Genomic DNA, 17,737 nt, shown 5'->3' with positions numbered 1-17,737 from the left:
TTCGATGAAACGGGGCTGGCCCATCGATGGCGCCTACCAGGGCGGGACCGGGGAAATCGGGGCAGTGTGTCGGGTCCGACCCATCCGGGCACCCCGTCTCCCCGTATGTGGTTTCGTGAACGATTAATAATTTCGATCACGAAAGTCGCGGTATGTAATTGACCTGTCGTGAAATCTATGACTAATTGGGATCAACCGGACGTGAAGCCCGGGAGTCTTTCAGTAGCTCGCAAGTGAGTCGGTAGACCGTCAACGATGCAGAACAAGTCCAACGGAGGTCGTATGGAATACGGCATGCATGGCTTGGCTGAACGGGTACGCCGCGAACTGGAAGCCAGTTATCACAAACACGGATGCGGTCCGGCGTTCTGGGATACCTACCAGCAGGTGCTGGACCGCCTGGTCCCGCAAGGGACCGAGCGTACCGAAGTTACCAATGAAATGGCGCTGATCATCGAGCAGCTGGGCATCGTCCGACGCGCGCAGCTGGTGCCGCCGCACGCCAACGGGCCGCGTTGATCCGTTGATTCAAAGCAGGCGCCAGGCGCCGCAGGCCAACAGCGCCAGCAGTATCGACAGCAGTGCCAGGGTCCGCGGTCGCCACCATTGCCGCGGTTGCCCGGCCATGGCCTGCGGACTGCAGTAGCGCACCAGCCCCGGGCCGAAACCGGCCTGGTCCTGCTGCCGCGAGCAGGCCTCCAGGCAGGCGCCGCAGGCCAGGCAATCGGCCTGAGGTCCCTGGCGGATATCCAGTTGCATCGGGCAGGCGCTGACACAGGCAGCGCAATCGGTGCAGTCGCCCAGGCGGTCGGCGCTGAAGGTGGGCATCGGTCCGGCCAGCAGCGGGTGTGCAGCGCGGAACACGTAGTCCTGCGCGGTGGTCGGGTCGAGCAGGCCACGGCCGCGTCCGAGCACGCCCCCCAGCCCCGACGGACGCATGCCGCGCGGTTCGCCGCGGCGCGCGTCGTACAACATGCGCGGTGTATGCGGATCGGTCAGCAGCGGCTGCAGGCGCGCGAACGGGCACAGCGAACGGCACACCTGCTCGCGCAGGAAGCCGGCATTGCCCCAGGTGGCGGCGGCATAGAACAGCACCCAGAACGTTTCCCAGCCGCTCCAGCCGGCATGCGGCGCGGCGGCCACCAGTTCTTCGATCGGGCTGAACAGACCGACGAACGTGATGCCGGTCCACAGCGACAGCAGCCCCCATGCCAGCTGGGTGGCAGGGCCCACGCCGGGCGCTGGCAAAGCCCGGGCCATGGCGCGCGCAATCCAGTCGAAGGCGCGGCGCCATAGCGTCTGCGGGCAGGCGTGGCCGCACCAGATGCGGCCGGCGAGGTGGGTGAGCAGCGCGAGGCCCACCGCCAGCACCGCCAGCAACCCGATCAGCACGCCGACATCGCTGGGCCACAATGTCCAGCCAAACAGGTCAAAGCGCCGTGCGTTGATGTCCAGCAGCAGGGCCTGCCGCCCATTCCAGCGCAGCCATGGCAGGGCATAGAACAACGCCAGCAAGAGCATGCTGAGCGCGGCGCGCCAATGCCAGCGGCGTGGGATTCCGGTGCAGGGCGTACTCATCCCAGCGGCAGCTCGTCGTCGTCGTCGCTTGGCATCGGTCGCTGCAGGTACCAGGTGACCGCGCTGGACAGTGCGGTCACCGACCAGAACATGAAGAATCCTGCCGTATAGCCCAGTTCGCGGCTGATCGCCGTACCCGGAAAGCTGATCGCCTGCAGACGCAGCGGGTCGACAAAGGCGAAGAACACCACGCTGGCCAGGCCTGCAGCGATGAAGCTGGGCCAAAGGATGGCGCCCCAGTGCTGGATCAGCTGCTGGCGGCGGCTGGGAGAGGGTCTGTTCATGCTGTCCCGGATCGGAATGAGGGCGGCGCGTATACTCCGCCGAGGCTGGCGCAGCATCCGCAGGGCATGCTTCCTGCACGCGTGCCAGCCTAGGTGCAGCGGACTGCGCCGACATTGATCTGGATCAACGGCGGTGCCGGCCAGCTACGGCACACTGCCGGCAAGCTTTGGGTACCCGATGAACGCAATATCGCCACCTGTGCTGCCCGTCGCCTCGCCCGGGCTGTGCACCGAGCAGGAAGTGACCCGCCTGGTCCACGATTTCTATGCGCGCGTGCGCGAGGAAGAGCGGTTGGGGCCTGTGTTCGAGGCACACGTCCGCGACTGGCCGGAACACCTGGCGCAGCTGGTCGATTTCTGGTCGGCAATGCTGCGCGGTACGCGCCGCTTCAAGGGCTCGCCGATGTCCAAGCACATGGCCATCGAGCTGGACAAGGACCTGTTCGACCGCTGGCTGGTGCTGTTCCGGATCACCACCGCCGAGTGCGGCAACCCGCCCATGCAGGCGCTGGCCAACGACGTCGCCGCGCGCATCGGTGACACCTTCTGGAAGCGCTACCAGATGCTGCGCTGGCCGCAGGTCGGCCTGCCGGTGCTGGGAATCCCCACCCGCGATTGATCTGGGTCAAGGCGGTGGCGTCCGCCCGGCGCGATGCTGGCGGCATGGACACGTTCTCTCCCGCCGCCGGTGGCCTGGCCTGGACCTTCGACCCCGACCTGCTGCGCCGGCATGACCGGCCCGGGCCGCGCTACACCTCGTATCCGACCGCGCCTCATTTCCACGATGGCTTCGATGCGCCGGCACTGCGCCGGGCAATCGCCGACAGCAACCAGCTGGCCCGCGCGCTGTCGCTGTACGTGCATGTGCCGTTCTGCTCCAGCCCCTGCTTCTACTGCGGCTGCAACCGGGTGATCACCCGCGACCGCGGCCGTGGCCACAGCTACGTCGCGCGCGTGCTGGCCGAGGCCGACCTGCTGGCGCCGCAGTTCGAGGACGGCCGTGAGGTCATCCAGCTGCACCTGGGCGGGGGCACGCCGAACTTCCTCGAGGCCGAGGCGATGACCACGCTGGTGGAAGGACTGCGCCGGCGCTTTGATTTCAGCGATTCGCCGCAGCGCGATTTCTCGATCGAACTCGATCCGCGCTTCATCGATACCCGCGATGTCGCCATGCTGGCGCGGCTGGGCTTCAACCGCGCCAGCCTGGGCGTGCAGGATTTCGACCCACAGGTACAGGAAGCGATCAACCGCGTGCAGGGCGTGCAGCAGACGCTGGACATCCTGCAGGCCTGCCGCGACAGCGGCATGCGTTCGGTCAACGTCGACCTGATCTATGGGCTGCCGGGACAGAGCCTGGAAGGGTTTGGCCGCACCCTGGAACGGGTGCTGGCATTGCGCCCGGATCGCCTGGCGGTGTACGGCTACGCACACCTGCCGCATCTTTTCCGCGCACAGAAGCAGATCGACGAACGCCGCTTGCCTTCGCCGGAAGACAAGCTGGCGCTGCTGGGCCTGGCGGTGGAGAAACTCTCTGCGGCCGGCTACCAGTACATCGGCATGGATCACTTCGCATTGCCGGAAGAAGATCTGTCACGTGCGCAGCGCGCCGGGCAGTTGCATCGCAATTTCATGGGCTATACCACCCACGCCGACACCGATCTGCTCGGCCTGGGCGTGAGTGCGATCAGCCACATCGGTGCCACCTACAGTCAGAATCCGCGCGACCTGCCGTCGTGGGAGGATGCCGTGGACCAGGGGCAGTTGCCGGTGTGGCGCGGCGTGGCGCTCAGCGCCGACGACCAGCTGCGCGCAGAACTCATCCAGCAGCTGATGTGCCAGGGCGAGGTGGACGGTGCGGTGCTGGGCCAGCGCCATGGCGTGGATTTCGAGCAGTACTTCGCCGAAGACCTGCGTTCGGTGCAGCGGCTGCAGGAAGATGGCCTCGCCGAGTACCGTGACGGTGTAGTGCGCGCCAGCGAGCCTGGACGGCCGTTGCTGCGGCTGCTGGCGATGTGCTTCGACCCGTACCTGCGTGCCGCCTGCGAGCAGCCGCGCTACTCGCGTGCAATCTGACGTTCGTCGTGAAAAGTGCGATGGTGCCCGGAGCCGGAATCGAACCGGCATGGGGTTGCCCCCGGCGGATTTTAAGTCCGATGCGTCTACCAGTTTCGCCATCCGGGCCTGCAGCGCGGCGCCGATTGTAGCCCAGCTGCAGAATCCCGACCGGATTGCAGTGGAGCGGCGGTGTGCTTAACTGTCGCTCCCATTCATGTCATAGTCCAAAGCCTCGTTCCCAGGGGGGGAGCCACCCGATGTCGCTGCACGCGATTGCCTATGCCAGCGAGGCCCGCGCCGACCTGCAGACAACCGATCTTGACCGCCTGCTGGCCGATGCCACGGCATTCAACCGAGTAGCCGGTGTCACGGGTGTGCTGATGTTCGATGGCAGCCGTTTCCTGCAGTACCTGGAAGGCCCGGAGGATGGCATCGATTCGGTGTACCAGCGCATCGCCAATGCGCGCAGCCATGGACAACTGAAGGTGCTGTGCCGCGCGCCGGTGGCGCAGCGGGCATTCCCGCGCTGGTCGATGGGGACCCGGCGCATTGATACAGAACTGCTGGTACAGATCGTCGACGCCTCATGGCCGGGCTTCGTGCTTGGCGGCGGTGGCTTCGAGCGCCTGCTGCAGGCCTGGACCGGCGCCGATGGCGAACTGGAGCCGGCCGCGGTCGCACTGGGTTCCTGACCCCACCTTGGCGGCCGGGCACCCGGGCCGTTAGGCTGTAGCCTTTCTGGCATGGATCTTCCCGGAGTGGCAAAGCGAATGAGTAGGTCGGCCATGCCCATGGCAGTACGCATGCGATTTCAGCCGTTGCATGGGATGCGGCGTTGAGCGCGCCGCTTGCGGCAGCAGCGTCGCCGCGCTTCGCGGTGATCGGGCTGGGCTACGTGGGCCTGCCACTGGCGGTGGCCTTCGGCCGGCACTGGCCGACGCTCGGCTTCGACATCGATGCTGATCGCATCGCCGAGCTCCGCGACGGCCAGGACCATACGCTGGAAATGGAGGCCGATGAGCTGGCCAGTGCGCAGCAGTTGCAGTACGGCAGCGATCCGGCTTTGCTCGATGCCTGCAATGTCTACATCGTTACCGTGCCGACCCCGATCGATGCCTATGAGCAGCCCGATCTGGAGCCGCTGCGTTCGGCGACGCGGCTGATCGCCAGCCACCTGCGTGCGGGTGACCTGGTGATCTACGAATCCACGGTGTACCCCGGCACCACCGAAGAGGTCTGCGTGCCGCTGCTGGAGCAGCTTTCCGGGCTGCGCTTCAACGAAGACTTCTACTGTGGTTACAGCCCGGAGCGGGTCAGCCCCGGCGACCGCCAGCGGCGCCTGGCCGATATCCGCAAGATCACCTCGGGGTCGACACCGGAAGTGGCTGCGGTGATTGATGGCCTGTACCAGCGCATCATCGCCGCCGGTACCTTCCCGGCGCCGTCGATGCGTGTGGCCGAAGCGGCCAAGGTGGTGGAGAACATCCAGCGTGACGTCAACATCGCGCTGGTCAATGAGCTGGCGCTGATCTTCGACCGGCTCGGCATCGACACCCAGGATGTGCTCGACGCCGCCGGCAGCAAGTGGAACTTCCTGCCATTCCGGCCGGGCCTGGTTGGCGGCCACTGCATCGGCGTGGACCCGTACTACCTGCTGCACAAGTCCGAGAGCGTGGGTTACCACCCGGACCTGATCCACACCGCGCGGCAGGTCAACAACCGCGTCGGTGAGCACGTGGCGTCGCGTGTGCTGGCAATGCTGGCCGAACGTGGCCGCGCACCTGCGCAGTCGCGTATCCTGGTGCTGGGCGTGACCTTCAAGGAGGATTGCCCGGACCTGCGCAACAGCCGCGCGCTGGAACTGGCGCAGCGCCTGCGTGATGCCGGCGCACAGGTGGAGGTCAGCGACCCGTGGGTCGGCCCGGCGGCATTGGCTGACGCGGGCGTGCACTGGCTGGCCGAGCCGGTGGCGGGGAGTTACGACGCCGTAGTTCTGGCAGTGGCCCATGCCCGATTCAAAGCCATGGATGACGCCGCAATCCAGGCGCTGCTGGCGCCCGGCGGCATCGTCTACGACGTGAAATCGGCCTGGCCGCGCAACGTGGTTGACGGTCGCCTGTAAACGCCGGTGATGGCCGGCGCGGTAGACTCGCAGGCAGTTGCAACCAAGGAACGCCATGCACCGGTATATCGTCTACCTGCTCGCCATCCTGATGTTTCCCATCTGCCTGTGGTTGGCCACGATCTGGCCGGCCTGGTACTGGGGCGTCGGCCTGACTGCCGCGATGGTGGCGCTGGGGACCTGGGATCTGCTGCAGAAGCGCAGCACGCTGCGCCGCAACTATCCGGTGATGGCGCATTTCCGCTATGGCCTGGAATCAATCGGCCCGGAAATCCGCCAGTACTTCGTGCAGAGCGACCTGGAGGACGTGCCGTTCTCGCGCCAGCAGCGTGCGCTGATCTACCAGCGCGCAAAGAACGAAATGGACACGGTGCCGTTCGGTACCCTGCGCAGTACCTATGCGGTGGATTACGAGTGGATCAACCATTCGCTGGCTCCCACCTCCATCGCCAAGCATGATTTCCGCGTGCTGATTGGGCCGAACTGCGCCAAGCCTTATTCGGCCAGCGTGTTCAACATCTCGGCGATGAGCTTCGGTTCGCTCTCGGCCAACGCGATCCGCGCACTGAACGAAGGTGCGCGGCGCGGTGGCTTCTACCACGACACCGGCGAAGGTTCGATTTCGCCCTACCACCGCGAGATGGGCGGCGATCTGGTCTGGGAAATCGGCTCGGGCTACTTCGGCTGCCGTGACGAGAAGGGTGGTTTCAGCGAAGAGCGCTTCGTCGCCAACGCTACCCACGACCAGGTCAAGATGATCGAGATCAAGCTGTCGCAGGGTGCCAAGCCGGGCCACGGCGGCGTGCTGCCGGCACCAAAGGTGACCGCCGAAATATCGGTGACCCGTGGTGTTCCGATGGGCGTGGACTGCGTATCGCCGTCGCGTCACTCGGCATTCTCGACGCCGGTCGAACTGTTGCAGTTCGTGGCCCGGCTGCGCGAGCTGTCCGGTGGCAAGCCGGTCGGTTTCAAGCTGGCCATCGGACACCCCTGGGAATGGTTCGGCATCGCCAAGGCGATGCAGGAAACCGGGCTGCTGCCGGACTTCATCGTGGTCGATGGTGCCGAGGGAGGCACCGGCGCGGCACCGGCTGAATTCGTCGACCATGTCGGCGTACCGATGCATGAAGCACTGCTACTGGTGCACAACACCCTGGTCGGCCTGGACCTGCGCGAGCGCATCCGCATCGGCGCCGCTGGCAAGATCACCAGTGCGTTCGACATCGCGCGCACCATCGCGCTGGGTGCCGACTGGTGCAATGCCGGCCGAGGCTTCATGTTCGCGCTGGGCTGCATCCAGTCGTTGAGCTGCCACACCGACAAATGCCCGACCGGCATCGCGACCCAGGACCCCGCGCGCTGGAAGCACCTGGATGCACCGGACAAGGCCACCCGTGTGTACAGCTATCACGAGCACACACTGCATGCCTTGAAGGAACTGTTGTGCGCGGCGGGCCTGAACGATCCGGCCGAGCTGGGGCCGGAGCACATCCTGCGTCGCGTGTCGCCGGTGGAAATCCGTTCGCTGGCGTCGCTTTACCGCTACCTGGAACCGGGCGAGCTGCTGCACAAGGTGCCCGATCATGCGGTATTCCATGCCTTCTGGGCCGATGCGCGCAGCGACTCGTTCCAGCCGCCGCCGAAGATCCAGGCTCTGCGCGCCAGCAAGTCGCGGTAGCGTGATGTTGTAGAGCCGAGCCCATGCTCGGCTGCTGTTCTCATCGCGAGGTCGGAACGAAGAACAGCCGAGCATGGGCTCGGCTCTACGAGGAGATGTCATGCAGTTCAGGACCGGCACCATGGATGACGTGGCCATGCTGTGGGCGTTGCGCACGCGTTGCGTGCGCGAGACCTGCAGCAGCCATTACCCACCCGCGGTCATTGCGCCCTGGTCGGCGTCGCCCCCGCCTTCGCAGTATGCGCGGCTGTTGTCGCAGGGCGGATGCGTAGTGGCGGAGGACGGGCAGGGTGGCCTGCTTGGCTTCGGCGTCTTTGATGTCGATGCCAATGAAGTCGATGCGTTGTTCGTCGATCCGGATCATGGCGGCCTGGGCATTGGCCAGGCGCTGATGCAGCGCCTGCTGGCGATGGCCGATCGTGAGCGCGAGGTGGTGCTGTCGGCCTCGCTCAATGCGGTGCCGTTCTATCAACGGCAGGGCTTTGTCAGCGTGCGTGAGGAAGCCTATGCACATCCCAGCGGTGTGGCGTTGGCCTCGGTGAGCATGCGCAGGCCGTGGTGACGTGGCGTCGAGGATGGGCTCGACGCTACGCCACAGGCGTCACCGCTCCGCCAACCAACCGATCACGCCTTCGGCGGCACGCCGGCCACTGGCGTAGCACGCGGTCAGCAGGTAGCCGCCGGTGGGGGCCTCCCAGTCCAGCATTTCACCGGCGCAGAACACGCCAGGAACGGCCCGCAGCATCAGGCCGTCATCCAGCGCATCCAGGCGCACGCCACCGGCGGTGCTGATCACCTCGGCCATCGGCCTTGGGCGCAGCAGGCGCAGCGGCAGGCGCTTGAGCGTGGTGGCCACAGCCGGCAGGTCGTTGCCGGCCTCCTTGCCAAGAATCTCGAACACGAGAGCGGCCTTCACCGCATCCAGACCCGCCTGGCGGCGCAGGTGCTCGCCGAAGCTTCGGCCCTTGCGCGGACGTGACAGGTCGGCCAGCAGGCGCGCCTCGTCGCGACCCGGCACCAGGTCCAGCCACAGCATTGCGTGGCCATCGCGGTTGATGGTCTCGCGCAGGTCGGCGGCCAACGCGTAGACCAGGCTGCCTTCAATGCCATATTCGCTGGCCACGCACTCGCCTTGCAGCGATCGCGGTTGTCCAGCCAGGTCGATCCAGTGCGCGACCACCGGCTTCAATGGTGCGCCGGCATTGCGCTGGGCAAAGAACGGCGTCCAGTCCACGTCGAAGCCACAATTGGCTGACTGCAGCGGCGCGATGTCCACGCCACGCGCCTGCAGTGGCACGACCCAGGCGCCGTCGCTGCCCAGCTGCGGCCAACTGCCGCCGCCCATCGCCAGTACCGTGGCATCGGGGTGCACATCGATTTCCCCCGCCTCGGTGGCAAAGCGCAGGGCGCCGTCGTCGCTCCAGCCGATCCAACGGTGGTTGGCGTGCAGGCGCACGCCCTGTTCCTTCAACCGGCGCACCCAGCCGCGCAGCAGCGGCGCCGCCTTGCGGTCGACCGGGAACACGCGGCCGGAGCTGCCCACATAGGTTTCCACGCCCAGGCCGGCGGCCCAGTCACGCAGTGCCTGTGCGTCGAAGCCGTCCAGCCAGTTGCCGACCACAGCGGCCTGCTCGCGGTAGCGGCTGTCGAACAACGGCCGCGGATCGGAATGGGTGAGGTTGAGGCCGCCCTTGCCGGCGATCAGGAACTTGCGGCCAGGCGACCCCTTGGCCTCGTACAGGTCGACCTCCAGCCCAGCGGCACGCAGGCGTTCGGCGGCGAACAGGCCGGCCGGGCCGCCGCCAATGACGGCGACCCGATGGGGCATGGCGGCATTACGGTTTGACATCGAGCAGCTCGACGTCGAACACCAGCGACGAGCCCGCCGGAATCGGGCCGACCTTGCGGTCCCCGTAACCGTAGTCCGGCGGAATCATCAGCGTGCGCTTGCCGCCGACCTTCATGCCGGCCACGCCCTCGTCCCAGCCGCGGATGACCTGGCCGGCGCCGAGCGCGAAGGTGAACGGCTCGCCGTGCTTGAAGGAGCTGTCAAAGGTCTTGCCGTGCTTGGTCTCGGTACGGTTGTCGTAGATCCAGCCGGTGTAGTGCACCGTGACCTTGCTGCCGGCGATGGCTTCGGCGCCGGTGCCTGGCACGGTATCGATCCGCTCGAAGGTGGTCAGCGTGCCGCCGGGCGGCGGGCCGGATGGTTCGGTCGAGCAGCCAGCGGCGGCGAGGGACAGCAGCAGGGGAAGCAGCAGGCGGCGCATCGGGCGTCTCCAGAAGGGCGCGGGGCGAGGGCGGCAAGGGTAGCGCATCGGCGCCGGGTATCATGGGGCCATGGCAAAACTCCTGCTCAATCTGCGCAACGTCGGCGACGACGAATATGCCGATGTCTGCACGCTGCTCGATCAGCACGGCATCGCCTGGTATCGCACCGAACCCAGCCCGTGGGGCATTTCCAATGGTGGCCTGTGGCTGCGCGACGACGCTGATCATCCGCTTGCGAAGGCGTTGATGGCCGAGTACCAGGCCGAGCGCGGCCCTCGCATCCGCGCTGAGCGTGAGCAGGCATTGCGTGATGGCACGGCCGAGACCTTCGGCAGCCTGTTCCGGCGGCGGCCGGCCTATGTGGTGCTGGTGCTGCTGGCGATGGCCGGCGCGGCGGCGCTGGTGCTGCTGCCGTTCCTGCTGTTGCGGGGGTAACGGGTTTCGACCGGGTTGCACCCGGCACCCGCCGAAGCAAGATCAACGGCAACGTCAAAAGCCGGGCTTCAGTGGGAGGGCGTGGCGGTGTGGACAGGCGGGACACGCCGTGAACCCCGCTCCGCGGTCCGGCCCAGCCGCTGTCGGCTGTGCGTTCGGGCGCTTGCGAAGCAGTGCTTCGCAAGCAAAGCGCCCCCACCCCTGGGAGCTCGATGGCGCCTTGCTCGTGTGCGCTGTCCTGCGCACACGCAAGACCGGGGTTGGGCGTCCTGCCCAACCCGCCCGAGGCATGCCTCGGGCCCATGGAGCCAACGGTCCCGCCTGCCCACACAGCCCCGCCTCTGACAGCCTCCCGGCTATTGGTAGGTGTCGACCTTGGTCGACACAGCAGATCCACACCATGCGCGGATGAATGGGGATATCTGACCCTGGGGCGGTCTGGCGCTAAAATGGCGGGATGATCGCCAATACCGCTGCCTATCATTTCGCCGTCATCGACGCTCCCCAGGCCCTGTGCGACCAGCTGCTGGCCCGTGCCGAGACGGCGCAGCTGCGCGGCACGATCCTGGTGGCCGGCGAGGGGCTGAACCTGTTCCTGGCGGGGGCGCCGGAGGCGGTCGAGGGCTTCTATGCAGCGCTGCGTGCCGATGCGCGTTTCGCCGACATGCGGGTCAAGACCAGCCTGAGCGAGCACCAGCCGTTCGCGCGGCTGAAGGCCAAGGTCAAGGACGAGATCATCAGCTTCCGCCGCGATGACGGCCAGCCGCTGGACTATCCGCGCGCACCAGCGGTTGATCCGGCCACCGTGCAGCGTTGGTTGCGGCAGGGGCATGATGACGCCGGCAAGCCGGTGGTGATGCTCGATACCCGAAATCTGCAGGAAGTGGAGTACGGCACCTTCAAGGATGCGCTGGTGTTGCCCATCCGCAAGTTCACCGACCTGCCCGAGGCGCTGGCGCCGCATCGCGATGCGCTGCGGGACAGCACCGTGGTCAGTTTCTGTACCGGCGGCATCCGCTGCGAGAAGGCCGCGCTGTGGATGGTCAATGACGGCATGGACAATGTGCTGCAGCTCGATGGCGGCATCCTCGGCTACTTCGAGGAAGTGGGCGGCGAAGGCTACGAAGGCCGCTGCTTCGTGTTCGATGAGCGTGTGGCGCTGGATGCCGAGCTGAAGCCGATGGTCGACCAGCCGCTGCCGGAGCCGCGCCCCAGCGCGTTCTGACCGCGCTTCTGTAGCGCCGAGCCCATGCTCGGCTGCTGTTGGTCGACGAAAGGCAGCCGAGCATGGGCTCGGCTCTACACGATCCGGTGGGCGCTGAACCTGCCCTACGGGAATCAGCATCCCGCCACCGTCACTGGCCGCTGCGCCCGGCCGCCCCCATGCAAGGGTGATCCTGTGACGGAAAAACGCCTGATGATCCCGTTGTCGATCCTTGACCTGGCCCCGGTCTGCGAGGGCAGTGACACCACCGCCGCCTTCGCCAACATGCTGGAACTGGCGCAGCACGCCGATGCGCTGGGCTACCGCCGCTACTGGCTGGCCGAACACCACAACATGCCCGGCATCGCCAGTGCCGCCACCGCCGTGCTGATCGGCCATGTTGCCGGTGGCACCCGACGCATCCGTGTCGGCGCGGGCGGCATCATGCTGCCCAATCATGCCCCGCTGCAGGTGGCCGAGCAGTTCGGAACGCTGGCCTCGCTGTATCCGGACCGCATCGACCTTGGCCTGGGCCGTGCGCCGGGCACCGATCAGCCGACCGCGCGAGCACTGCGCCGCTATTTCGACAGCGCCGACCAGTTCCCGCAGGACGTGCGCGAGCTGCTGCACTACTTCGAGCCGGTCCAGCCTGGACAGGCAGTGCGGGCCGTTCCGGGTGGTGGCCTGCGGGTGCCGACCTGGATCCTCGGTTCAAGCCTGTTTGGCGCACGCATGGCCGCCTCGATGGGCCTGCCGTATGCATTCGCCTCGCATTTCGCGCCGGACGTGATGGACGAAGCGCTGGCGGTGTACCGCCGCGAATTCCGCCCCTCGGCCACGTTGAAGCAGCCGCACGCGATGCTGGCCCTGAATGTTGTTGCCAGCGACAGCGAGGCCGAGTCGCGTCGCCTGTTCACCAGCCAACAGCAGAGTTTCGTCAACCTGCGCCGCGGCCGGCCGGGCAAGATCCCGCCGCCGATCGACGACATTGAAGCCTTCTGGGAGCCGCACGAAAAGCTCGGCGTGGAACGGGCCCTGGCCTGCACCGTGCTGGGCGATCCGCAGCAGGTGGCCGAGGGTATCGCCGCTTTCGTTGAGCGGCACAAGCCTGACGAGCTGATGCTCACTGCCAACCTGTATGACCACCGTGCGCGCCTGCGTTCCTTCGAGCTGGCGATGAACGCCTGGCATGGCCGCCACGCGGGCTGAACAATCGCGTCACGGCCCGTTGCGGCCGATCCGCGTCTGATGGGAGCTCCCCTTTCTGGAGTTCCCACCATGGCCGAGACCCGTGCCGAACACATTGCCCAACTGGCTGAACTGATCAAGGACGTGGAGGTGGCGATGTTCACCACCACCGGCGTCGATGGGCGGCTCTACAGCCGGCCGTTGGCCACCCAGCAGGTCGCCTTCGACGGTGACCTGTGGTTCGTGATCACCGCCGACAGCCCGAAGGTGGCCGAGATCGCGCTCGACCCGCGCGTCAATGTGGCCTATGCCTCGCCATCGAAGAACACCTATGTGTCTGTGGCGGGGCGGGCGCGGGTTGTCGATGATCGCGCGAAGATCGAAGAGCTGTGGTCGCCGGCGATGAAGCTGTTCTTCCCCGCCGGCAAGGAAGACCCCAACCTTCGCCTGATCCACGTGCGCGCCGATAGCGCCGAATACTGGGATGGCCCGGGCACCTTGCTGGGCAAGGCATTGAGCTTCGTGCTGTCGGCGGTGCAGGACGATCCGGCACCGCTGGCGGACAACGGATTCGTCGACCTTCGGTGATTGCCGCATCCACGCGTTGCGTGGATCTAGCGGATGCCGGTAGTGCCGGCCGTTGGCCGGCAACCCTGGAAACGTGGCAGCCGGCCATCGGCCGGCTCTACCGGATGCCGCTTCAGAACCAGCGCTGGAAAAGTTCCACTGTATAGCCCACCAGCTGCCCCGAACTGAAGCCGAAGAACGCGATCGCCACCAGCGCTGCGATCCAGTTGAACAGCATCAATGCACCATCGCGCTCCAGCAGCGCCAGCGAGAACAGCAGCAGCTGGAAACCGAACAGGAAGTTGGTGAACGGAATCGGCAATGACAGCAGGATGCCCAGCAGTACCAGCAGCAGGCCGCTGAAGGCGTGCGCGGGCAGCGGTGTCAGCAACTGCGGCAGGCGAGGCTTCAGCATCCTGTCCAGTCGCCGCAACGGGCGATCGATACGGTCCAGGAAGCGGTGCATGGTGCCGCGCTTCGGCCCGCGTCGGGCAATGAAACCGGGCAGCCAGGGCCGGCGCAGGCAACACAGCATCTGCAGTCCGATCAGGACCACGAGTGGGCCGCTGACCGCACCCCCCATGCCCGGGATCGGGATGAACGAGGGCAGGATCGCCACGAACAGGAACACGCCAAACGCGCTCTGCTGCAGGTTGCTGAGGATCTGGCCGAGCGGCATGTGCTCGGCGGGATCGCCGGAGGCGAACATCTCCAGCAGGGTGCGGATGCCCTCGTTGCGGTAGGTCGGGCGCTGCGCGCCCTGGCCCTGGCCGGCCTCAGGCGGTGAGCTCATCGGCCTGCTCGTCGGACAACGTGCGCAGCAGCAGCTTGTCCACCCGCGCACCGTCCAGGTCGACCACCTCGAAGCGCCAGCCGGCCCAGTCGAAGTACTCGCCTGCGTGCGGGATGCGGCCGAAGTAATGGATGCACATGCCGGCCAGCGTGTAGTAGTCGCCATCCTCGGCATCGGGCAGGTCGTTGCTTCCGATCAGCTCGCGCAGGTCCTCGATCGGCAGCGAGCCGTCGACCAGCAGCGAGCCGTCCTCGCGGGTCACCACCAGTGCGTCTTCATCGGCATTCTCCACCGCCTGCAGGCGGCCGACCACGGCGCCCATCAGGTCGCTGATGGTCACCAGGCCCTGGATCTCGCCGTACTCGTCCACCACCAGCGCCATCGACTGCTGCTCCTCGCGGAAGATCTCCAGCAGCTTCATCGCGTGGGTCGATTCGGAGACGTACAGCGGTTCGCGCAGGGTCTGGAACAGCGCGTTGTCGCCGCGCGCCATGCGCGTGGCCAGCGATTTCAGCTCCAGCACGCCGACCACGTCCATGTCGTTGTCGCGGTACACCGGGTACCGCGAGAACTCGTGCTCGGCCATGATGTCCAGATTGCGCTCCAGCCCGGCCTGGGTGTCGAGCCAGGCAATGCGGTTGCGCGGGGTCATCAGGCTGTCGGCGGTGCGGTCGCCCAGGCGCATGACGCGGTTCATCATGTCGCGCTCGTGGGCGTCGATCACGCCAGCTTCGTGGCTCTCGGCCACTAGCATCCGGATCTCTTCTTCAGTCACCTGCGCGGCCTCGTCCTTGCCCAGGCCCAGCACCTTCAGTACCAGCTGGGTGGTCTTGGACAGGAGCCAGACGAAGGGCAGGGCCAGCTTGGCCAGCCAGCTCATCGGCATCGCGACCAGGCCGGCAATGGCCTCGGAGCGGGTCAGGGCCAGACGCTTGGGCACCAGTTCGCCGAAGATCAGCGTGATGAAGGTGATCAGCGAGACCGCCAGGGCGGTGCCTACTTCGCGCGCGTACGCAAAGGCGGGCATCAGGCCCTGCAGCCAGCCGGCGATCGCGTCGCCGATCGCATCACCACCGAGGTAGCCGGTCAGTACGCCGATCACGGTGATGCCGATCTGCACCGTGGACAGGAAGCTCTCCGGCTTCTCCGAAAGCTCCAGCGCCTTGGCGGCGCGCTTGGAGGTGGCGGCCATCTGCTTCAGGCGGCTCTTGCGCGAGGTCATGACCGACATCTCGGACATGGCGAAGAAGCCGTTCAGTAGAACCAGCGCGAAGACAATCAGGATCATTTCAAACACGGGCGTCGTCCCCGGTTGGTGGCAGGGAGGGCGGGTGCTTGCGATGGCGGCTGGCGCTCAGGAACAGGGTCCGGCGCGGCGCTGGGGGATAAGGGTCGTCGTCCATAGGATGCGCCCGAAGGCGCGCTGGCATCTTAGCAAAGGGGCGTGGCAGGGTGGCAACCGCCTGTTCAGGTTCGGGGTTCCAAGCCCCGGAAAGGGGGCGGGGATACCCGTGATGGTCATCTAGCCGTCATAATTCGCTCTGGTGCCGTCCTTCCCGCGACGGCTGACAGGTTTCTCAATGTTCTCTCTGCAGACCATTTTCGGTTCCGGCAAACAGTTCTACACCCTGCTTGATGAGGCTGCCGTCGCGGCTTCCGATGCCGCCAAGGCGCTGCATTCCATGCTGCGCGAGGCCGATCGCCAGCCCGCGCTGGACGCCTTCAAGCTGGCCCGCCTGCGCGAACGCGCGGCCTCGGACAAGATCAGCCAGGCGCTGGTGGACAGCTTCATGACCCCGATCGAGCGCGAAGACATCGAAGCGCTGGGTTCGGCCCTGTACAAGATTCCGAAGCAGATCGAGAAGTTCGCCGATCGCTATTCGCTGGCCACGACCCACCTGGAGCACATCGACTTCGCGCCGCGCGCGGCGATGCTGGAACAGGCCGCCGGCGTGGTGGTGGAGATGGTGGCCGACCTGCGCCACATGAACCTGGACCGGATGACCGCGCTGAACGAGAAGCTGCGCTCGCTGGAGAACGAGGCCGACCGCCTGATGCTCGAGCTGTACCGCGACATCTACTCCGGTCGCCTGGACAACCTGCAGATGTTCCTGCTGAAGGAATTCTTCGAGATCCTGGAAAAGGCCATCGACCGTTGCCGCGAGGCCGGCGTGGTGGCGTACCAGATCGTGTTGAAGAACAGCTGACGGACGCCGCCGCATGTTGACCCTTGTCCTGGTGGTGATCCTGGCCGCGCTCGTCTTCGAGTTCATCAACGGCTTCCACGACACTGCCAACTCCATTGCCACCGTAGTGGCGACCAAGGTGCTCTCGCCCGGCTGGGCGGTGATGCTGGCCGCCTTCATGAACCTCATCGGTGCGCTGACCGGCACTGCGGTGGCGCTGACCATCGCCTCGGGCCTGCTCAACACCAACGTGGTCGAGGTTACTCCGCAGGTGATCCTGTGCGCCCTGCTGGGCGGCATCATCTGGAACCTGATCACCTGGTGGAAGGGCCTGCCGTCCTCGTCTTCGCACGCCCTGATCGGTGGCCTCTGCGGTGCCGGTCTGGCCGCGGCCCACAACAACTGGGACGCGCTGATCTGGTCGGAGCGCCTGGGCAGCTGGGCGCAGAACAAGGGCCTGCTGTGGAAGGTGTTCGTGCCGATGATCACCTCGCCGATCGCCGGCTTCCTGCTCGGCATCGTGGTGATGGTGCTGCTGTGGGCGCTGATCGCCGGCCTGGCCAAGGTCGGTGGCGCCATCGGCCGCCTGGCCCGTCCGCGCATCGTCAATGCCTTCTTCGGCAAGGCGCAGATCGCCTCGGCGGCCTACATGGGCTTCGCCCACGGCCACAACGACGCGCAGAAGACCATGGGCATCATCGCGATGACCCTGATTGGTGCCGAAGCCACCGGCGCACTGAACGATCTGCCGTCCTGGCTGGCCTTCATGCACCCGGACGCCCACGCCGGTGACGGCATCGCGATGTGGATCGTGCTGACCTGTGCGGTGGTGATGGCCGCCGGTACCGCTTCGGGCGGCTGGAAGATCATCAAGACCCTGGGCCACAAGATGGTCAAGTTGCACCCGATCCACGGCTTCGCCGCGGAGACCAGCTCGGCCACCATCCTGACCCTGGCGGCCCACTTCGGCATGCCGGTCTCGACCACACACAGCATCTCCACCGCGATCATGGGCGTGGGCTTCGCCAAGAACCCGCGTTCGCTGAAGTTCGGCGTGATCGAGCGCATCGTCTGGGCCTGGATCCTGACCATTCCCGCGGCAGGCGGCTGTGCGTACCTGATCCTGAAGCTGTTCGAGCTGTTCGGCTGGACCTGATCGCCACGCCAAGGTGCACACGAAAAAGCCCGCCGGATTCCGGCGGGCTTTTTCATGGGAAGAACATTATTTCTGCACCCATCGTGTCGACCAAGGTCGACACCTACCAAAAGCAGAATCAGGTTCGGATCCCGTGCCGACCAACGGTCGGCACCCACCAACGGTCGGGACCCACCGACGGCTCGCAGAAATCTGTCGAAGGCGGGCCGGGGTGGGCAGG

Annotated in this window: 19 protein-coding genes and 1 tRNA gene; 13 read left to right on the top strand and 7 right to left on the bottom strand. The window is 66.4% G+C overall.

All coding sequences use genetic code 11. The features are described from left to right. The first annotated feature begins 282 nt into the window (after window positions 1–282). Window positions 283–519, top strand: a complete 237-nt coding sequence (locus tag A7X97_RS03190) for a hypothetical protein (protein WP_005416001.1) — start codon at window positions 283–285, stop codon at window positions 517–519. Between the two features lie 9 nt (window positions 520–528). On the opposite strand, the gene A7X97_RS03185 is transcribed toward A7X97_RS03190, so the two are convergent. Both A7X97_RS03185 and A7X97_RS03180 read right to left on the bottom strand, forming a co-directional pair. After that, a complete protein-coding gene (locus A7X97_RS03185; RefSeq protein ID WP_111007589.1) occupies window positions 529–1,578 on the bottom strand; it encodes a 4Fe-4S dicluster domain-containing protein in 1,050 nt (349 codons plus the stop codon). Then, window positions 1,575–1,862 carry a hypothetical protein gene (locus A7X97_RS03180; protein ID WP_014036651.1) on the bottom strand — a complete coding sequence of 96 codons (288 nt, stop codon included), beginning with the start codon at window positions 1,860–1,862 and terminating at the stop codon, window positions 1,575–1,577. The genes A7X97_RS03185 and A7X97_RS03180 overlap by 4 nt, the downstream gene beginning before the upstream one ends. 178 nt (window positions 1,863–2,040) lie before the next feature. Here A7X97_RS03180 and A7X97_RS03175 point away from each other — a divergent pair, with 178 nt between their 5' ends. Beyond that, the gene (locus tag A7X97_RS03175) at window positions 2,041–2,481 is read left to right on the top strand and encodes a group III truncated hemoglobin (RefSeq protein WP_088497761.1); all 441 of its coding nucleotides are present in this window, start codon (window positions 2,041–2,043) and stop codon (window positions 2,479–2,481) included. Between the two features lie 44 nt (window positions 2,482–2,525). Beyond that, window positions 2,526–3,935: an oxygen-independent coproporphyrinogen III oxidase gene (gene hemN, locus A7X97_RS03170; protein WP_072166936.1), complete on the top strand. Its 1,410-nt coding sequence runs from the start codon at window positions 2,526–2,528 to the stop codon at window positions 3,933–3,935. Between the two features lie 21 nt (window positions 3,936–3,956). On the opposite strand, the gene A7X97_RS03165 is transcribed toward hemN, so the two are convergent. Continuing rightward, window positions 3,957–4,043 (bottom strand) — tRNA-Leu (locus tag A7X97_RS03165). A gap of 131 nt (window positions 4,044–4,174) precedes the next feature. Here A7X97_RS03165 and A7X97_RS03160 point away from each other — a divergent pair. The 4 genes from A7X97_RS03160 (at window position 4,175) to A7X97_RS03145 (ending at window position 8,279) form a co-directional block, all read left to right on the top strand. Next, complete coding sequence (locus A7X97_RS03160) at window positions 4,175–4,609, top strand: BLUF domain-containing protein (protein ID WP_088497736.1); 435 nt, start codon at window positions 4,175–4,177, stop codon at window positions 4,607–4,609. 143 nt (window positions 4,610–4,752) lie between these two features. Continuing rightward, window positions 4,753–6,039, top strand: coding sequence for a nucleotide sugar dehydrogenase (locus tag A7X97_RS03155; RefSeq protein ID WP_072166707.1), 1,287 nt, complete (start codon window positions 4,753–4,755; stop codon window positions 6,037–6,039). A gap of 55 nt (window positions 6,040–6,094) precedes the next feature. Next, on the top strand, window positions 6,095–7,717 hold the full coding sequence (locus tag A7X97_RS03150) for an FMN-binding glutamate synthase family protein (RefSeq protein WP_061478458.1): 1,623 nt from the start codon (window positions 6,095–6,097) through the stop codon (window positions 7,715–7,717). A gap of 100 nt (window positions 7,718–7,817) precedes the next feature. Beyond that, window positions 7,818–8,279, top strand: a complete 462-nt coding sequence (locus A7X97_RS03145) for a GNAT family N-acetyltransferase (protein ID WP_111007588.1) — start codon at window positions 7,818–7,820, stop codon at window positions 8,277–8,279. A 39-nt stretch (window positions 8,280–8,318) separates the two neighbouring features. On the opposite strand, the gene A7X97_RS03140 is transcribed toward A7X97_RS03145, so the two are convergent. Both A7X97_RS03140 and A7X97_RS03135 read right to left on the bottom strand, forming a co-directional pair. Beyond that, window positions 8,319–9,566: a TIGR03862 family flavoprotein gene (locus A7X97_RS03140; protein WP_111007587.1), complete on the bottom strand. Its 1,248-nt coding sequence runs from the start codon at window positions 9,564–9,566 to the stop codon at window positions 8,319–8,321. After that, window positions 9,553–9,987: an FKBP-type peptidyl-prolyl cis-trans isomerase gene (locus A7X97_RS03135; RefSeq protein ID WP_005416011.1), complete on the bottom strand. Its 435-nt coding sequence runs from the start codon at window positions 9,985–9,987 to the stop codon at window positions 9,553–9,555. Before A7X97_RS03135 ends, A7X97_RS03140 begins: the two co-directional genes overlap by 14 nt. 70 nt (window positions 9,988–10,057) lie before the next feature. On the opposite strand from A7X97_RS03135, the gene A7X97_RS03130 reads away from it, so the two are divergent. The 4 genes from A7X97_RS03130 to A7X97_RS03115 all read left to right on the top strand — a co-directional run bounded on the left by A7X97_RS03130 (window position 10,058) and on the right by A7X97_RS03115 (window position 13,403). Next, complete coding sequence (locus tag A7X97_RS03130; RefSeq protein WP_111007586.1) at window positions 10,058–10,423, top strand: DUF6164 family protein; 366 nt, start codon at window positions 10,058–10,060, stop codon at window positions 10,421–10,423. Window positions 10,424–10,880: 457 nt separating this feature from the next. Continuing rightward, window positions 10,881–11,648, top strand: coding sequence for a sulfurtransferase (locus A7X97_RS03125; RefSeq protein ID WP_088497739.1), 768 nt, complete (start codon window positions 10,881–10,883; stop codon window positions 11,646–11,648). Between the two features lie 192 nt (window positions 11,649–11,840). Beyond that, on the top strand, window positions 11,841–12,836 hold the full coding sequence (locus A7X97_RS03120; RefSeq protein WP_088497740.1) for an LLM class flavin-dependent oxidoreductase: 996 nt from the start codon (window positions 11,841–11,843) through the stop codon (window positions 12,834–12,836). 69 nt (window positions 12,837–12,905) lie between these two features. After that, window positions 12,906–13,403 (top strand): pyridoxamine 5'-phosphate oxidase family protein, encoded by a 498-nt coding sequence (locus tag A7X97_RS03115; RefSeq protein WP_005416015.1) that lies wholly within the window; start codon window positions 12,906–12,908, stop codon window positions 13,401–13,403. 112 nt (window positions 13,404–13,515) lie between these two features. On the opposite strand, the gene A7X97_RS03110 is transcribed toward A7X97_RS03115, so the two are convergent. Next, entirely contained in the window at window positions 13,516–14,175 is a 660-nt protein-coding gene (locus tag A7X97_RS03110) for an exopolysaccharide biosynthesis protein (RefSeq protein ID WP_053501113.1), read from the bottom strand. Continuing rightward, complete coding sequence (locus tag A7X97_RS03105) at window positions 14,159–15,463, bottom strand: hemolysin family protein (RefSeq protein WP_088497741.1); 1,305 nt, start codon at window positions 15,461–15,463, stop codon at window positions 14,159–14,161. Before A7X97_RS03105 ends, A7X97_RS03110 begins: the two co-directional genes overlap by 17 nt. A gap of 292 nt (window positions 15,464–15,755) precedes the next feature. Between A7X97_RS03105 and A7X97_RS03100 the strand changes: the two genes are divergently transcribed. Together A7X97_RS03100 and A7X97_RS03095 are read left to right on the top strand one after the other, a co-directional pair. Next, window positions 15,756–16,382, top strand: a complete 627-nt coding sequence (locus A7X97_RS03100) for a DUF47 domain-containing protein (RefSeq protein WP_004152833.1) — start codon at window positions 15,756–15,758, stop codon at window positions 16,380–16,382. A 13-nt stretch (window positions 16,383–16,395) separates the two neighbouring features. Beyond that, entirely contained in the window at window positions 16,396–17,517 is a 1,122-nt protein-coding gene (locus tag A7X97_RS03095) for an inorganic phosphate transporter (protein WP_019658889.1), read from the top strand. Window positions 17,518–17,737: the final 220 nt, after the last annotated feature.

This window comes from Stenotrophomonas sepilia (assembly GCF_003244875.1).
Taxonomy (GTDB): domain Bacteria; phylum Pseudomonadota; class Gammaproteobacteria; order Xanthomonadales; family Xanthomonadaceae; genus Stenotrophomonas; species Stenotrophomonas sepilia.
Note: the sequence above shows the minus strand (reverse complement) of the source record. Positions and strands in the feature narration are given on the sequence as shown.

Coding starts and splice junctions, on each gene's coding strand:
- hemN (WP_072166936.1), top strand. CDS start 2,526: ATGGACACGTTCTCTCCCGCCGCCGGTGGCCTGGCCTGGACCTTCGAC.
- A7X97_RS03140 (WP_111007587.1), bottom strand. CDS start 9,566: ATGTCAAACCGTAATGCCGCCATGCCCCATCGGGTCGCCGTCATTGGC.
- A7X97_RS03115 (WP_005416015.1), top strand. CDS start 12,906: ATGGCCGAGACCCGTGCCGAACACATTGCCCAACTGGCTGAACTGATC.
- A7X97_RS03185 (WP_111007589.1), bottom strand. CDS start 1,578: ATGAGTACGCCCTGCACCGGAATCCCACGCCGCTGGCATTGGCGCGCC.
- A7X97_RS03095 (WP_019658889.1), top strand. CDS start 16,396: ATGTTGACCCTTGTCCTGGTGGTGATCCTGGCCGCGCTCGTCTTCGAG.
- A7X97_RS03145 (WP_111007588.1), top strand. CDS start 7,818: ATGCAGTTCAGGACCGGCACCATGGATGACGTGGCCATGCTGTGGGCG.
- A7X97_RS03150 (WP_061478458.1), top strand. CDS start 6,095: ATGCACCGGTATATCGTCTACCTGCTCGCCATCCTGATGTTTCCCATC.
- A7X97_RS03105 (WP_088497741.1), bottom strand. CDS start 15,463: ATGATCCTGATTGTCTTCGCGCTGGTTCTACTGAACGGCTTCTTCGCC.
- A7X97_RS03190 (WP_005416001.1), top strand. CDS start 283: ATGGAATACGGCATGCATGGCTTGGCTGAACGGGTACGCCGCGAACTG.
- A7X97_RS03120 (WP_088497740.1), top strand. CDS start 11,841: ATGATCCCGTTGTCGATCCTTGACCTGGCCCCGGTCTGCGAGGGCAGT.
- A7X97_RS03110 (WP_053501113.1), bottom strand. CDS start 14,175: ATGAGCTCACCGCCTGAGGCCGGCCAGGGCCAGGGCGCGCAGCGCCCG.
- A7X97_RS03175 (WP_088497761.1), top strand. CDS start 2,041: ATGAACGCAATATCGCCACCTGTGCTGCCCGTCGCCTCGCCCGGGCTG.
- A7X97_RS03100 (WP_004152833.1), top strand. CDS start 15,756: ATGTTCTCTCTGCAGACCATTTTCGGTTCCGGCAAACAGTTCTACACC.
- A7X97_RS03125 (WP_088497739.1), top strand. CDS start 10,881: ATGATCGCCAATACCGCTGCCTATCATTTCGCCGTCATCGACGCTCCC.
- A7X97_RS03135 (WP_005416011.1), bottom strand. CDS start 9,987: ATGCGCCGCCTGCTGCTTCCCCTGCTGCTGTCCCTCGCCGCCGCTGGC.
- A7X97_RS03130 (WP_111007586.1), top strand. CDS start 10,058: ATGGCAAAACTCCTGCTCAATCTGCGCAACGTCGGCGACGACGAATAT.
- A7X97_RS03180 (WP_014036651.1), bottom strand. CDS start 1,862: ATGAACAGACCCTCTCCCAGCCGCCGCCAGCAGCTGATCCAGCACTGG.
- A7X97_RS03160 (WP_088497736.1), top strand. CDS start 4,175: ATGTCGCTGCACGCGATTGCCTATGCCAGCGAGGCCCGCGCCGACCTG.